This is a genomic window from Kitasatospora sp. NPDC043949, assembly GCF_056435365.1.
Genome location: NZ_JBWKEQ010000093.1, coordinates 1 through 15,183, shown reverse-complemented (window position 1 = coordinate 15,183; position 15,183 = coordinate 1). Strand labels below are relative to the sequence as shown.

The window sequence follows — 15,183 nt, the reverse complement described above, 5'->3', positions numbered from 1 at the left end:
GATGGTACTGCAGGGGGGACCCTGTGGGAGAGTAGGACGCCGCCGAACAATTATTCCGAAAAGACCCCCTCCCGTCCGGGAGGGGGTCTTTTTGCATTTCCCGGAGACAGGGCAGAAGGCTTTCACGCCGGCCCGGCCGAGGGGGGCGGGCGCCGTCAATATGTCGCTAAAACCGCATGATCAGTCCACTGATCAGCGGAAAATCGCCGCTCACGCCGTAGTCTCGAAGGGAAGGGGAACAGGTGTCCGGGGGTGGCCCCGGGGCAGAGCCGGATCAAGAATGGTGCTCATGGGACGAGGCAGGCTGCGCATCTACCTTGGGGCGGCCCCCGGGGTCGGCAAGACGTACGCCATGCTCGCCGAGGCGCACCGGCGACAGCAGCGTGGCACGGACGTCGTGGTGGCGTTCGTGGAGGATCACGGCCGGCGGCTCACCGCGGAGCTCGTCGACGGGCTGGAGGTCGTGCCGCGCCGGCAGCTGGTGCACCGGGAGGCCACGTTCGCCGAGATGGACGTGGACGCCGTCCTCGCCCGCCGCCCGCAGGTGGCGCTGGTGGACGAGCTGCCGCACACCAACATCCCCGGCTGCCGCAACGCCAAGCGCTGGCAGGACGTCGAGGAGCTGCTGGCGGCCGGGATCGACGTGATCTCCACCGTCAACATCCAGCACCTGGAGTCGCTCGGCGACGCCGTCGAGGGCATCACGGGGGTGCGCCAGCGCGAGACCGTGCCGGACGCGGTGGTGCGCCGGGCCGACCAGATCGAGCTGGTCGACATGTCGCCGCAGGCGCTGCGGCGGCGGCTGGCGCACGGCAACGTGTACGCGCCGGAGAAGATAGACGCGGCCCTGGCCAACTACTTCCGCCCGGGCAACCTGACCGCGCTGCGCGAGCTGGCGCTGTTGTGGACCGCCGACCGGGTCGACGAGTACCTGCAGAAGTACCGGGCCGAGCAGGGCATCGAGGGCACCTGGCAGGCCCGGGAGCGGATCGTGGTGGGCCTGACCGGCGGCCCCGAGGGGGCGACGCTGATCCGGCGGGCGGCCCGGATCGCGGCCCGTGTCTCGGGCGGCGAGCTCCTCGCCGTCCACATCTCCCGTTCGGACGGGCTCTCGGGCACCGGCTCCCCGCAGACGCTGATCGAACAGCGGGCCCTGGTGGAGAGCCTCGGCGGCTCCTTCCACGCCGTCCTCGGCGACGACCCGGCCGCCGGGCTGCTGGACTTCGCCCGGGGCGTGAACGCGACCCAGATCGTGCTGGGCACCAGCCGACGGCCGGCCTGGCAGTACCTCTACGGGCCTGGCGTCGGCACCACGGTGACCCGGGAGGCCGGCGACATCGACATCCACATGGTCACCCACGAGCACGCCGGGCACGGACGCGGGCGGGTGCCGGTGCGCCGGATCACCGACCTGGGCCGCCCCCGTACCATCGCGGGCTGGCTGATCGGGATGGCTGGTCCACCGGTGCTGGCGCTGGTGCTGACCGCGATCGGCGGGCTGGGCCTGTCCACCGACATGCTGCTGTTCCTGTCGCTGACGGTGTGCGCGGCGCTGGTCGGCGGGCTGCTGCCGGCGATCGGGTCGGCGCTGGTCGCCTCGTCGGTGCTGAACTACTACTTCACGCCGCCGATCCACACCTTCACGATCAACGAGCCGCAGAACATCATGGCGGTGGCGATATTCACCGTGGTCGGCATCTCGGTCGCCTCCGTGGTCGACCTGGCGGCCCGGCGCACCCACCAGGCGGCCCGCAGCCAGACGGAGGCGCAGACGCTCAGCGCGCTGGCCGGTACCGTGCTGCGCGGCGCGCCGAACGGGGACGGGGTGCTGACCGCGCTGATGGAGCAGGTCCGGGAGACCTTCGGGCAGGAGAGCGCCGCGCTGCTGGAGCGTCCGGAGCCGCTCGGTGCCTGGGTGCCGGTCGCCACCGCCGGGCCGCGCCCGCCGGAGCGGCCGGAGGAGGCCGACGTGGACGTCCCGGTCGGCGACAGCCTGGCGCTGGTGCTGCGCGGCCGGGTGCTGCCGGGGGCGGACCGGCGCCTGCTCGGGGCGTTCGCCGCGCAGGCGGCCGTGGTGCTGGAGCGCCGGCGGCTGGCCCGGGAGGCCGCGGCGGCCCGCCGGGAGGCGGAGGGCAACCGGATCCGCACCGCCCTGCTGGCGGCGGTCTCGCACGACCTGCGCACCCCGCTGGCGGGGATCAAGGCGTCCGTCACCTCGTTGCGGGCGGCCGACGTCGAGTGGGCGCCGGAGGACGAGGCGGAGCTGCTGGCCGGCATCGAGGCCGGGGCCGACCGGCTCGACCACCTGATCAACAACCTGCTGGACATGAGCCGGTTGCAGACCGGTACCGTCACCCCGCTGATCCAGGAGACCGACCTGGACGAGGTGGTGCCGTTCGCCCTCGGCGGGGTGCCGCCCGAGTCCGTGCGCCTCGACGTCCCGGAGACGCTGCCGATGATCCGGGCCGACGGCGGCCTGCTGGAGCGTTCGCTGGCCAACCTGGTCGAGAACGCCGTCAAGTACAGCCCGGACGGCGTCAAGGTGCTGGTCAAGGCCGACGCGCTGCGTCAGCCGGGCGGTTCCGGGCGGGTCGAGCTGCGGATCGTGGACCGCGGCCCGGGCGTGCCCGAGGACGCCAAGGAGCGGATCTTCGCGCCGTTCCAGCGCTACGGGGACGCGCCGCGCGGCGCCGGGGTGGGGCTCGGGCTCGCGGTGGCGCGCGGCTTCGTCGAGGCGATGGACGGTACCGTCACGGCCGAGGACACCCCCGGTGGCGGCCTCACCATGGTCGTCAGCCTGCCCGCCGCCGAACGGCCGCCGGAACCGGGGGAGGCGGCCGGTGACGGGCACGATCCGCTGTCGCGGCTGATCACGTGACAGCCGGTGGCCTGCCGCTCCGGCCTGTCGTTCCTCGCTTCCGCACGTCGTATGTTCAGCAAGTCCCACAGTCCGTAAGTCCGACAGCCCTGAAAGGCGGAGCCCGTAAATGACCCGGGTCCTCGTCGTGGACGACGAACCGCAGATCGTCCGCGCGCTGGTGATCAACCTCAAGGCCCGCAAGTACGAGGTCGACGCGGCCCATGACGGCGCGAGCGCCCTGGAACTGGCCGCCGCCCGCCATCCCGACGTCGTCGTCCTCGACCTGGGCCTGCCCGACATGGACGGCGTCGAGGTGATCCGCGGCCTGCGCGGCTGGACCAGGGTGCCGATCATCGTGCTGTCGGCCCGGCACGCCTCCGACGAGAAGGTCGAGGCCCTGGACGCCGGTGCCGACGACTACGTCACCAAGCCGTTCGGCATGGACGAGCTGCTCGCCCGGATGCGCGCCGCCGTACGCCGCGCCGAGCCGGTCGCGGGCGAGGACGACTCGCTGGTCGTCACCGAGAGCTTCACCGTCGACCTCGCCGCCAAGAAGGTCAACCGGGACGGCACCGACGTCCGCCTCACCCCGACCGAGTGGCACCTGCTGGAAGTGCTGGTCCGCAACGCCGGCCGACTGGTCAGCCAGACCCAGTTGCTCCAGGAGGTGTGGGGCCCCGCCTACCGCACCGAGACCAACTACCTGCGGGTCTACCTCGCCCAACTGCGCCGCAAGCTGGAGCGCGACCCCTCGCACCCGCGCCACTTCATCACCGAACCGGGCATGGGCTACCGCTTCGAGAGCTGACCCCCGGGGCGCCCCCGGTGGCCGTACGGCCTGCCGCCGGGGGTGCGGAAACCGGTACCCTTCCGGCATGAGTGGTGACAACAGCAGCGACCAGCCGCAGGGGCGATTCCGCCGCATGCTCAGCCGGCTGACCTCCTCGGCCGAGGAGCTGCAGGCCGAGGAGCTGCGCCAGGAGAGCGCGGCGGAGTCGGGCTGCACGCCGATCGCCGGCTGCGCGGACCGCGAGCTGGTCACCGTCGCGGGCACGCTGCGCACGGTGACGCTCCGCCCGCGGGCCGGGGTGCCGGCTCTGGAGGCCGAACTCTTCGACGGCACCGAGGCGCTGGACGTGGTCTGGCTCGGCCGCCGCTCGATCGCGGGCATAGAGCCGGGCCGCCGGCTCGTCGCCAGCGGCCGGATCAGCCACGCACGCGGGCGCCGCGTGCTGTTCAACCCCCGCTATGAGCTGCGTCCGGTCGGACACGGGAGCGAATGAGCGTGAGCAACCAGCCCGGCGGCGAGTCCGCCGCCCAGCTTGACCTGGCCGCGAACCACCACGCGCCGCCCGGCCCGCACGGACCCGGGGCCGCGGCCGACGCGGCCGTCCGCGAGGCCGTCGTCGCCAAGGAGGCCGCCGACAGCGCGGCCGAGGAGGCCGCCCGCAAGGCCGCCGCCTCCAAGGAAGCGGCCGACACCATTCTGCAGGCCTTCGGCGGCGTGCGCGGCATGATCGACATGACGCTGCCCGGCCTGGTCTTCATCGTCACCTTCAACATCACCCACCAGGTCAGCTCCGCCGCCTGGGCCGCGCTGGGCCTGTGCGCGGTGTTCGTGGTGACCAGGCTGGCCCGGCGGGAGACCGTCCAGCACGCCTTCAGCGGGGTGTTCGGCGTCGCCCTCGGCGCCTGGATCTCGATGAAGAGCGGCCGCGCCGAGGACTTCTACCTGCCCGGCCTGCTGTGGAACGTCGGCTACTGCATCGCCCTGGCGGTCTCCGCCCTGGTGCGCTGGCCGATGATCGGCGTGATGCTCGGCCCGGTCACCGGCGAGATGTTCACCTGGCGCAAGGAGAACCCGGGCCGGTTCGCCGCCTACACCAAGGCGACCTGGGCCTGGGTGGTGATCATGGGCCTCAAGCCGGTGATCCTCTTCCCGCTGTACTTCACCCACAACGTCAACCTGCTCGGCTGGCTCAAGGTCGCCCTCGGCATCCCGCCGATGCTGCTGGCGATGTACGTCACCTGGCAGATCCTGCTCAAGGCGCCGCCGCCGATCAAGGCGCAGTTCGACGACGACGAGGAGCCGGCCCGCTAGCCGGAGCCCCGGCCGGCCGGTCCGAACGCGACGGGCGAGGGCCCGCACCCACCAGGGGTGCGGGCCCTCGCCCGTGTCCGGTCCGCGCCTTCGGCCCTACTGGGCGCCGGAGGACGCCGACAGCAGGTCCTCCAGTTCCTCCTCGCGCTCCTGCGCGGCCACGAAGAGCAGCTCGTCGCCGCCCTCCAGGGTGTCGTCCTTGCCCGGCACCAGCACCCGGCCCTCGCGGATGATCGTCACCAGCGCGGTGTCCTGCGGCCAGGCCACGTCGCCCACCCGGGTGCCGACCAGCTCGGTGTCGGCGGCCAGGGTCAGCTCGACCAGGTTGGCGTTGCCCTGGCTGAAGCGCATCAGCCGGACCAGGTCGCCGACGCTGACCGCCTCCTCGACCAGGGCGGACATCAGACGCGGGGTGGACACGGCCACGTCCACGCCCCAGGACTCGTTGAAGAGCCACTCGTTCTTCGGGTTGTTCACCCGGGCGACCACCCGCGGCACCGCGTACTCGGTCTTGGCGAGCAGCGAGACGACCAGGTTCACCTTGTCGTCGCCGGTCGCAGCGATCACCACGTGGCAGCGCTGCAGGGCCGCCTCGTCCAGCGAGGTGATCTCGCAGGCGTCGGCCAGCAGCCACTCCGCCATGGGTACCCGCTCCACCGAGATGGAGTTGGGGTTCTTGTCTATCAGCAGGACCTCGTGCCCGTTCTCCAGCAGCTCGCCCGCGATCGAGCGACCCACGGCACCGGCCCCGGCAATGGCGACCCGCATCAGTGACCCTCCTCCTTCGGCCCCTGCGCGAACGCGGCCTCGACCGCCGTCAGGTCGCCCCGGCGCAGCATCACGTGCACCAGGTCGCCCTCCTGCACCACCATCTGGGGCGAGGGCAGCACGCCCTCGCCGAGCCGGGTGACGAACGCCACCCGGGCGCCGGAGGACTCCTCCAGCACGCTGATGCGGTGGCCGACCCAGCCCGGGGCGTAGGCGACCTCGGCCAGCTGGACGCCGCCGCTCGGGTCCTGCCACAGCGGCTCGGCGCCGCTCGGCAGCAGCCGGCGCAGCATCTGGTCGGCGGTCCACCGGACCGTCGCCACGGTCGGGATGCCCAGGCGCTGGTAGACCTCGGCGCGGCGGGGGTCGTAGATCCGGGCCGCGACGTTCTCCACGCCGAAGTTCTCCCGGGCCACCCGCGCGGCGATGATGTTGGAGTTGTCGCCGCTGGAGACCGCGGCGAACGCGCCGGCCTCCTCGATGCCCGCCTCGCGCAGGGTGTCCTGGTCGAAGCCGACGCCGGTCACCCGGCGCCCGTTGAACCCGGCGCCCAGCCGACGGAACGCGGTCGGGTCCTGGTCGACCACGGCCACCGAGTGGCCCTGTTTCTCCAGGGCTCTGGCGAGGGCCGAGCCCACGCGGCCGCAGCCCATGATGACGATGTGCACCGGCGCTACCTCACCCGTCCCGTAGGGTTCTTGACCTGCGCAAACACCGTTCATCTCCCTTTCCCGCCCGGCTTCCCTGGGCGAGCGTTCTTGTGGGGCGCCGACTCACAACGTGAGTGTTGCCCGCCGACTCGTATCCGACACGCTAGCCGGTCCATAGAACGCAGTCGCGACGAAGGGGGGGACAAACGGCGGAGCCCGGCCCGGGAAGCCCCTACGATTCCTTAACGTGCCTATGCCGACTGACCTACCGAAACGCATCCTGATCGGGCGCGCCCTGCGCAGCGACAAATTGGGCGAAACACTTCTGCCCAAGCGGATCGCGCTGCCCGTCTTCGCCTCGGACGCGCTCTCCTCGGTCGCGTACGCCCCCGAGGAAATCCTGCTGACGCTCTCCGTGGCGGGTGCCTCGGCGATCCACTTCTCCTGGCAGATCGGCGTCGTCGTCGCGATCGTGATGCTCGCGGTGGTCGCCTCCTACCGGCAGAACGTGCACGCCTACCCGAGCGGCGGCGGCGACTACGAGGTCGCGACCGTCAACCACGGGCCCAAGTCGGGGCTCGTCGTCGCCAGCGCCCTGATGGTCGACTACGTGCTCACCGTGGCCGTCTCGACGACCTCGGGCGTCGCCAACGTCGTCTCCGCCGTCCCCGCGCTGCGCGGCCACGAACTGACCCTGTCGGTCATCGTCGTGGTGGTGCTGATGGGCATGAACCTGCGCGGCGTCCGCGAATCCGGCACCGCCTTCGCCGTCCCGACGTACGCCTTCATGATCGGCGTCATCGGCATGGTCGGCTACGGCTTCGTCCGGCACTTCCTGCTCGGCCAGGACATGCCCGCCGAGAGCTCCGGATTCCACCTCGCCGCCACCCCCGGCAACGAATCGCTGGCCGGGTTCGCCATGGTGTTCCTGCTGCTCAAGTCGTTCTCCTCCGGCTGCGCCGCGCTCACCGGCGTGGAGGCCATCTCCAACGGCGTGCCGGCCTTCCGCAAGCCCAAGAGCAAGAACGCCGCCACCACCCTGCTGATGATGGCCAGCATCGCCGTGGTGATGTTCATGGGCATCATCTGGCTGGCCCGCCTCACCGGCGTGCAGATGGCCGAGAACCCGGCCGAGCAGCTCGTCGGCTCCTCGCCCGGCTACCACCAGAAGACCGCGCTCGCCCAGATCAGCGAAGCCGTCTTCAACAACTTCACGCCCGGCTTCTACTTCGTCGCCGCCGTCACCGGCCTGATCCTGGTGCTCGCCGCGAACACCGCCTTCAACGGCTTCCCGGTGCTCGGCTCGATCCTCGCCCAGGACCGCTACCTGCCGCGCCAGCTGCACACCCGCGGCGACCGGCTGGCCTTCTCCAACGGCATCATCCTGCTGGCGATCGCCGCGATCCTGTTCGTCATCGCCTTCGACGCGGACCCCAACCGGCTGATCCAGCTCTACATCGTCGGCGTCTTCGTCTCCTTCAACATGAGCCAGTCCGGCATGATCCGGCACTGGACCCGGCTGCTGCGCACCGAGACCGACCCGGCCAAGCGCCGCCACATGCAGCGCAGCCGGGCGATCAACACCTTCGGCCTGGTGATGACCATGGCCGTGCTGATCGTCGTCCTGGTCACCAAGATCAGCCACGCCTGGATCGCGATCGCCGCGATGGTCGTGCTCTTCGTGATGATGAAGGGCATCCGCCGCCACTACGACCGGGTCTCCGAGGAGCTCATCGCCGCCGAGGAGCCGGACGACGTGGTGCTGCCCACCCGGGTGCACGCCATCGTGCTGGTCTCCAAGCTGCACAAGCCCGCGCTGCGCGCCCTCGCCTACGCCAGGCTCGCCCGCGCCCACACCCTGGAGGCCGTGACCGTCAACGTCGACCCGGCCGACACGGCGGCGCTGCGCCGGGAATGGGATGAGCGCGGCATCGAGGTGCCGCTCAAGGTGCTGGACTCGCCGTTCCGCGAGATCACGGGGCCCGTCCTCGACTACGTGAAGAACCTGCGCCGCAGCAGCCCGCGCGAGGTGGTGTCGGTCTACATCCCCGAGTACGTGGTCGGCCACTGGTACGAGCACCTGCTGCACAACCAGAGCGCGCTCCGGCTCAAGGGGCGGCTGCTGTTCAAGCCCGGGGTGATGGTCACCTCGGTGCCGTGGCAGCTGGAGTCCTCCGAGCGGCGCAAGCCGCAGAAGGCCTGGTCGGCGCCGGGCGCCGTCCGGCGTGGCGAGCCTCGGGCGCCGAAGGCCGTAAAGTCGAAGGTCCCCGTTATGCCAGACGCCACCGCTGACAGCAGCAAGGACTCCGCCCAGTGACCCGCAACACCCCGTCCCGCTCCTCCGGATCCTCGGGCAAGGGCGCCCGCAAGGGCGCCGCCAAGCCCGGCAAGGTCGCCCGGCCGCGCTGGGGCAAGCCCGTGCGCCCGGCCGCCACCGACCGCGACGGCTTCACCGCGCAGACCGCGCCGCTCGCGCCGGGCGAGCCTGCTCCCGCGCGTCCGGCGGAAGCCGACACGGGGAAGCCGAAGGCCGCCCGTACGCAGAAGACCGACAGTGCGCAGAAGGCCGAGCGCACGCAGAAGGCCGAGCGCTCCAAGGACGGTGCGCCGAAGGGCGACCGTGCGCGGGGATCCCGCGCGCAGGCGTCCCGCACGCCGGGGGAGCGGCCGCGCAAGCAGGCGGTGCGGCCGCCGAAGGCGCTGCGCACCGCGCCGCGGGCCGCGCGGCCCGAGACGCCGTCCGGCGATCCGCTGGCCGGCCAGCGCTACGAGGTCGAGGTCGGCCCGGTCGCGCACGGCGGCGGGCACTGCGTGGCCCGGTACGAGGGCCGGGTGCTGTTCGTCCGGCACGCGCTGCCCGGCGAGAAGGTGGTCGCACTGGTCACCGAGGGCACCTCCACCTCCCGGTTCCTGCGGGCCGACGCGGTCGAGATCCTGGAGCCCGCCAAGGAGCGGATCGCGCCGCCGTGCCCGTTCTCCGGGCCCGGCAAGTGCGGCGGCTGCGACTGGCAGCACGTCACCCCGGGCGGGCAGCGCAAGCTCAAGGGGCAGGTGCTGACCGAGCAGCTGGCCAAGCTGGCCGGTCTCACCCCGGCCGAGGCGGGCTGGGACGGCAGCGTCGAGCCGGTCGGCGGCAAGCTGCCGGCCGGGCAGGTGCCGACCTGGCGCACCCGCGTGCAGTACGCCGTGGACCAGGAGACCGGGAAGGTCGGCCTGCGCAAGCACCGCTCGCACGAGGTGCAGCCGGTGGACCGCTGCCTGATCGCCGCCGAGGGCGTCACCGAACTCGGCATCGAGGCCCGCGACTGGCCGGGCATCGCCTCGGTCGAGGTGATCGCCGCGAGCGGATCCTCGGACCGCCAGGTGGTGCTCACCCCGCGCCCCGGCGCCCAGCTGCCGCTGGTCGAGCTGGACAAGCCGGTGTCGATCGCCCGGGTGGACGACCAGGGCGACATCCACCGCGTGCACGGTCGCAGCTTCGTGCGCGAGCGGGCGACCGGGCGGACCTGGCGGGTCAGCAACGGCGGCTTCTGGCAGATCCACCCCGAGGCGCCGGACACCCTGGTCGACGCCGTCCTGGACGGCCTGGACCCGCAGTGGGGCGAGAACGCGCTCGACCTGTACTGCGGCGTCGGCCTGTTCGCGGGCGCGCTGGCCGACCGGGTCGGCGAGGAGGGCGCGGTGCTCGGCATCGAGTCCTCCAAGCAGGCCGTGGCCGACGCCCGGCACAACCTGGCCGCGCTGGACAACGTGCGGATCGAGTGCGACCGCGTCGAGACGCTGCTGCCGCGCACCGGCATCACCGCCACCGACCTGATCGTCCTGGACCCGCCGCGCTCGGGCGCCGGGCGCGAGACCGTCGCGCACCTGGTCGGCCTGGAGGCGCGCCGGATCGCGTACGTCGCCTGCGACCCGGCGGCGCTCGCCCGGGACCTGGCGTTCTTCCGCGAGGGCGGCTACCGGCCGGTCTCGCTGCGGGCCTTCGACCTGTTCCCGATGACGCACCACTTCGAGTGCGTGGCGGTCCTGGAGCCGATCGGGAAGTGACCCGGCGGCCCTCCGGGGTGCCGGCCGGCTTCGACGGGCGCTGATCGCGTTCGAGGCGGTCCGGGGGGCTCCGGGGACTCCGAGGGCTCCGGGTAGTTCGGCGGAGGAGACGGCAGAGGAGGCGGCACCCGTTCACGCGGGTGCCGCCTCCTCGCCGTTCCGGTGCGGGACGGTCAGGGCCGGTTGTGCTCCTCTTCGTCGGCGCTGTGCGGAAGGTCGATCCCGTGCTGGGCGGCGAGCCGGAGCAGTCCGGCGATCCGGCCCTCGTACGCCTGGACGCCGTCGGCGTCCCCTTCGGCCCGGGCCGCTGCGAGGTCCCGGCGGGCCTGGGTGAGCTGCTCGCGCAGCTCCTGGTCGAACATGGCTGTCATTGCCGGCCTCCAGACCGGTCGGTGCCGCTCCGCGGAACGCTCAGGAGAGTTCAGAGTCCCGGAAGGTGAAGAACTCTTCAAGTCTCGCTCGCCCCGGCGGGGCGGCGTCGGGCGGGGTGGCCGCGGAGGGCCACGGGGGGCTTCGGAGGATCTTCGGAGGGGCTTCGCGGGGGGCCGGCGTCGGGCGGGGTGGCGGGTGCCGGGCCGGGCGGTCGCCGGGGTGGGGGTCAGGGAGTGGTCAGGGGGACGCAATGCGCCGGTAAAGGCCGCTGCCGGCGCCGCCGTTCGGCTCCCGGAGGGGGCTTGACGAGGTGATTCGCGCGGGGCGAAGGTGAGCGGCCGACATGTCATGTGTGCTGTTGCACAGCCACCGCCGGGGCCGCACCCTCCAGCCCGGAGCGGTCGGCCGGGAGGGTGCGGCCCTTGGGTGAGGGGGAGGGTCATGGAGCTGGAACTGCGGCACCTTCGCGTGCTGTGCGCCATCGCCGACACGGGGAGCGTCGGCAGGGCCGCCGTCCTGCTCGGCGCCTCGCAGCCCGCGACCAGTACGCAACTGCGCCGGATCGAACGCCACCTGGGCGCGCCACTGTTCGAGCGCACGGCCGTGGGCGTCGCGCCGACCTGCTTCGGTGTCGAGGTGGTGGCCGCCGCGCGCGACCTCCTCACCCGCGCCGACTGCCTCGGCCGCCGCCCGGCGGCCCCCGGCGAGCCGGCCCGCCAGGAGCTGCGCCTGGCCGCGACCATCTCGCCGATCCTGCCGGGACTGGTCACCAGGGCCCGGCACCAGCGGCCCGACCAGCGCTTCACGGTGACCTCCGTCTACCGCTCGTCGGACATCGTCGACCTGCTGGAGCAGGGTGACGCGGAGGCCGCCGTGGCCGTCGACTACCCGGGCCGGGAACTGCGCCACTCGCCGGCCGTCGCGCACCGTGGCATCGTCACCGAGCCCGCCTTCGTCGCACTCCCGGCGGGCCACCGGCTCCGGCACCGCACCGAGATCGCCCTGGTGGACCTGGCCGAGGAGGACTGGTTCCTCACCCCCGACGACGGGGCCGGCTGGCACGGCGTGTTCTACGGCGCCTGCGCCGCGGCGGGCTTCACCCCGGCGACCGTCCACGAGTTCCTCGGCGGGCGGCTGGAGCTGCAGGAGATGATCTCCGCCGGGCTCGGGATCTCCGTCGTCCAGGCGACCACCAGGCCGCTGGCCGAAGTGCTGGTCAAGCCGCTCGCCGGGACGCCGATCTGGGTCCGCCACCTGCTGGCCTGGCGGGCCGCCGGGGTGAGCGGCGAGGTGGTGGAGACGCTGTTCGGCGCGGCGGCCGCGGCCTACCGGGACCTGATCGCCAGTTCGCCGACCTTCCAGGCGTGGGCGGCGCGGACGTACCGGCCGGTCCGGCCGTAGGGAGGCCGGGTCCGGAGGTGGGGAGGCCGGGTCCGGCCGCGGGGCCGGGGCGGGCGGCCGGTCCCGGTGGGGCGGTGTTATGCCCGCCACAGTCGATGTCATATGACCTGTGACATTGTTCTGACGGGTCGCCCGATGGCAGGATCACGTCGACTTCCCCCAAGCCTCGGCAGTCGTCCAGTCACCTCCCCCACAGGAGAAGGACCCCGCAGTGCGCCTTCGCATACCCCTCCCCACGCTCATGGCCGGCGTCGTCGCCGGCTGTGCCACCGCCGCCACCCTGCTGCCCGTCCCCGCGCTCGCCGCGTCCGGGCCGGCCGCCCAGCCGCCGACCGGCGCCAGGTCGTCCGCCGCCGCCCCGGCGACGGCCGACGCCGCGTCGGCCGTCCCGAAGCCGCTGGGGGCCTTCCTCGCGGCCGATCCCTCCGAGGCCGCCGCCCCCGCCGCCAAGCCGCTGCCGCCGGCGCTGCTGGGCCAGGTCGTGATGGGCCAGCCGGCCGGCACCGTCGTGCAGACCGCGCCCCGCCCGGCCCAGCCGCACGCGCCCGCGGCCAAGCCGGGCAACTCCGCGGCCCAGCCGGGCAGTTCGGCCCGTGCCGTCGCCGGTGCGGCCGGTGCCGCCGCTGGTACGGCCGGTGCCGCCGCGCCGAGCTGCACCCCCGCCGACTTCGGCGGGCGCAGCGGCGCCGACCTGGTCTCCTTCCTCGAAGGCTCGACCACGGACTGCGTGAACACGCTGTTCAACGTCACCGGCACCGACGCGGGCAGGATCTTCAAGGAATCCCAGATGCTCACCGTCGCCAACGCCTACCAGGGCCTGGCGGCGAACTACACCGGGGACAACTCCACCGGCATCCTGCAGCTCGTGCTCTTCCTGCGGGCCGGGTACTACGTCCAGTCCAACAACGCGGACGCGGTCGGCCCCTACGACGCGGCGCTCACCACTGCCTCCAAGGCCGGGCTCGACGCCTTCTTCGCCGGCCGGCACTGGACCGACGTCACCGACAACAACGGCACCGTGCTCAACGAGGTGCTGGTCCTGACCGACAGCGCCAACGTGCAGGGCAGCTACCTGGGCGTCTACAAGCAGGTGCTGACCAGCTACAACAACTCGTACAACGCCTTCCCGAAGATGCTCAAGGCGGTCAACGCCGTGCTGTCCGCGCCGCTGTGGCGGGGCAACTGGAACAGCGACTTCGTCAGCGCGGTCGGCGCCGACCCGAGCATCGGCACCGTCCTGGGCGACTTCGCGCTCAACCACAAGGACCTGCTCGGCACCGCCAACGCCTACCTCGACGTCAACGCGGGCAACGACCTCGGCCGGATGGCCGGCGACGGCCCCGTCGTCGAGGCCGCGGTCAAGGGGAAGGTCAAGGCGGTGCTCGACGGCGCCCAGATCACCGGCGTCACCGGCCCGTTGTACGTCCACACCGCCTACCAGGCCAACGCCTTCGACCCCGGCCAGTGCTCGTACTACGGCACCTGCGACCTGCCGGCGAAGCTGACCGCGGCGGTGCTGCCGAACCAGCTGGTCTGCGACAACCGCACCATCCAGACCGAGTCGCTGTCGCCCGCCGACCTGGCCGCCGTCTGCACCAGCCTGCGCGGCGAGGACACCTTCTTCCACAACCTGGTGAAGGACAACGGCCCGGTCAACCCGTACGACAAGAACATGACCCTCGCGGTCTTCGCCAACCAGGCCGACTACCTGAACTACTCCTGGGCGATCTTCGGGAACTCCACCGACAACGGCGGCCAGACCGTCATGGACCCGACCGACCCGAACAACCGCGCCGTGTGCGTGATGTACCAGAAGTCGTGGAACGACGGCTTCACCGCCAACGTGTGGAACCTCAACCACGAGTACACGCACTACCTCGACGGCATCTACGACATGAAGGGCAACTTCTCCACCGAGATCTCCGTGCCCGACATCTGGTGGATCGAGGGCGTCGCCGAGTACGAGTCCTACGCCTACCGCGGCACCACCGACACCCAGGCGATGGCCGAGGCCGCCAAGCACACCTACAAGCTCAGCACCGTCTTCCAGAACACGTACGGCAACTCGGACTCGGTGCGCACCTACCCGTGGGGCTACCTCGCCGTCCGGTACATGTTCGAGAAGCACCCGGCCGACGTCTACGCCATGCTCGGCCACTTCCGCACCGGTGACTACCAGGGCGGCTACGCGGTCTACAACGGCATCGGCACCGGCTACGACGCCGACTTCGACGCCTGGCTCGACGGCTGCGCCGGCGGCGCCTGCTACGCGGCCGGCCCGACCGCGCTGTTCGCCCAGGCCGTCAACGGCGCCACCGTCACGCTGACCGACAAGTCCGTCCAGACCGGCCCCGGCCAGATCACCGCCTGGCACTGGACCTTCGGCGACGGGACCTCCTCCGACCAGCGGAACCCGAGCCACGGCTACGCCGCCGCGGGCACGTACACCGTCGCCCTGACCGTCACCGACGCCACCGGCAGGACCGCCAGCACCCCGGCCTCGGTCACCGTCACCACCGGCACCGGCGGCGGCACCACCCTGCCGACCTGCGCCGACCCGCGCACCGACGCGCTCGGCCAGAACTGCTCCCGGTCCAACCTCACCGCCACCGCCGGCAACCTCGACTACCTGTACGTCTACCTGCCGGCCGGCGTCAGCACCCTGAAGATCAGCACCTCCGGCGGCACCGGCACCGCGTACCTGTACTACAACGCGGACACCTGGGCCTCGCCGAACGCCTTCACCGCCTCCTCCACCAACGCCGGCAGCACGCAGAGCATCACCGTCACCAACCCGACGGCCGGCTACCGCTACATCAGCCTCTACGCCAACACCGACTTCAGCGGGGTGACGGTCAGCACCCAGTTCTGATCCGGTCCCGCGTCCGCTCCCGGGCGGGGGGGGGGGGGGGGGGGGGGGGGGGGGGGGGGGGGGGGGGGGGGGGGGGGGGGGGGGGGGGGGGGGGGGGGGGGGGGGGGGGGGG

At 72.4% G+C, this 15,183-nt stretch carries 11 protein-coding genes; 8 read left to right on the top strand and 3 right to left on the bottom strand.

Annotated features, from left to right (window positions below):
- Window positions 1–289: 289 nt before the first annotated feature.
- The 4 genes from AC07AL_RS37790 (at window position 290) to AC07AL_RS37775 (ending at window position 4,961) form a co-directional block, all read left to right on the top strand.
- Complete coding sequence (locus AC07AL_RS37790) at window positions 290–2,878, top strand: sensor histidine kinase KdpD (RefSeq protein WP_363588363.1); 2,589 nt, start codon at window positions 290–292, stop codon at window positions 2,876–2,878.
- Window positions 2,879–2,987: 109 nt separating this feature from the next.
- Window positions 2,988–3,668 carry a response regulator gene (locus tag AC07AL_RS37785; RefSeq protein WP_033351413.1) on the top strand — a complete coding sequence of 227 codons (681 nt, stop codon included), beginning with the start codon at window positions 2,988–2,990 and terminating at the stop codon, window positions 3,666–3,668.
- Window positions 3,669–3,735: 67 nt separating this feature from the next.
- Window positions 3,736–4,143 carry an OB-fold nucleic acid binding domain-containing protein gene (locus AC07AL_RS37780; RefSeq protein WP_063347599.1) on the top strand — a complete coding sequence of 136 codons (408 nt, stop codon included), beginning with the start codon at window positions 3,736–3,738 and terminating at the stop codon, window positions 4,141–4,143.
- 2 nt (window positions 4,144–4,145) lie between these two features.
- Window positions 4,146–4,961 carry a DUF3159 domain-containing protein gene (locus AC07AL_RS37775; RefSeq protein WP_363588361.1) on the top strand — a complete coding sequence of 272 codons (816 nt, stop codon included), beginning with the start codon at window positions 4,146–4,148 and terminating at the stop codon, window positions 4,959–4,961.
- 96 nt (window positions 4,962–5,057) lie between these two features.
- Here AC07AL_RS37775 and AC07AL_RS37770 read toward each other — a convergent pair whose 3' ends face one another.
- Both AC07AL_RS37770 and AC07AL_RS37765 read right to left on the bottom strand, forming a co-directional pair.
- A complete protein-coding gene (locus AC07AL_RS37770; protein ID WP_063347598.1) occupies window positions 5,058–5,729 on the bottom strand; it encodes a potassium channel family protein in 672 nt (223 codons plus the stop codon).
- Entirely contained in the window at window positions 5,729–6,397 is a 669-nt protein-coding gene (locus AC07AL_RS37765; RefSeq protein ID WP_363369779.1) for a potassium channel family protein, read from the bottom strand. The genes AC07AL_RS37770 and AC07AL_RS37765 overlap by 1 nt, the downstream gene beginning before the upstream one ends.
- 229 nt (window positions 6,398–6,626) lie before the next feature.
- Here AC07AL_RS37765 and AC07AL_RS37760 point away from each other — a divergent pair, with 229 nt between their 5' ends.
- Entirely contained in the window at window positions 6,627–8,696 is a 2,070-nt protein-coding gene (locus tag AC07AL_RS37760) for an APC family permease (RefSeq protein ID WP_363588359.1), read from the top strand.
- A 383-nt stretch (window positions 8,697–9,079) separates the two neighbouring features.
- Window positions 9,080–10,426 carry a class I SAM-dependent RNA methyltransferase gene (locus tag AC07AL_RS37755; RefSeq protein ID WP_478319527.1) on the top strand — a complete coding sequence of 449 codons (1,347 nt, stop codon included), beginning with the start codon at window positions 9,080–9,082 and terminating at the stop codon, window positions 10,424–10,426.
- A gap of 173 nt (window positions 10,427–10,599) precedes the next feature.
- On the opposite strand, the gene AC07AL_RS37750 is transcribed toward AC07AL_RS37755, so the two are convergent.
- On the bottom strand, window positions 10,600–10,797 hold the full coding sequence (locus tag AC07AL_RS37750) for a hypothetical protein (protein ID WP_363588357.1): 198 nt from the start codon (window positions 10,795–10,797) through the stop codon (window positions 10,600–10,602).
- A gap of 442 nt (window positions 10,798–11,239) precedes the next feature.
- Between AC07AL_RS37750 and AC07AL_RS37745 the strand changes: the two genes are divergently transcribed.
- Together AC07AL_RS37745 and AC07AL_RS37740 are read left to right on the top strand one after the other, a co-directional pair.
- Complete coding sequence (locus AC07AL_RS37745) at window positions 11,240–12,199, top strand: LysR family transcriptional regulator (protein ID WP_363629161.1); 960 nt, start codon at window positions 11,240–11,242, stop codon at window positions 12,197–12,199.
- A 211-nt stretch (window positions 12,200–12,410) separates the two neighbouring features.
- The gene (locus AC07AL_RS37740) at window positions 12,411–15,071 is read left to right on the top strand and encodes a collagenase (protein WP_478319526.1); all 2,661 of its coding nucleotides are present in this window, start codon (window positions 12,411–12,413) and stop codon (window positions 15,069–15,071) included.
- Window positions 15,072–15,183 lie beyond the last annotated feature (112 nt).

What these genes read in the sequence shown, in the direction of transcription:
- AC07AL_RS37745 (WP_363629161.1), top strand. Translation starts at nt 11,240, where the DNA reads ATGGAGCTGGAACTGCGGCACCTTCGCGTGCTGTGCGCCATCGCCGAC.
- AC07AL_RS37750 (WP_363588357.1), bottom strand. Translation starts at nt 10,797, where the DNA reads ATGACAGCCATGTTCGACCAGGAGCTGCGCGAGCAGCTCACCCAGGCC.
- AC07AL_RS37780 (WP_063347599.1), top strand. Translation starts at nt 3,736, where the DNA reads ATGAGTGGTGACAACAGCAGCGACCAGCCGCAGGGGCGATTCCGCCGC.
- AC07AL_RS37790 (WP_363588363.1), top strand. Translation starts at nt 290, where the DNA reads ATGGGACGAGGCAGGCTGCGCATCTACCTTGGGGCGGCCCCCGGGGTC.
- AC07AL_RS37770 (WP_063347598.1), bottom strand. Translation starts at nt 5,729, where the DNA reads ATGCGGGTCGCCATTGCCGGGGCCGGTGCCGTGGGTCGCTCGATCGCG.
- AC07AL_RS37785 (WP_033351413.1), top strand. Translation starts at nt 2,988, where the DNA reads ATGACCCGGGTCCTCGTCGTGGACGACGAACCGCAGATCGTCCGCGCG.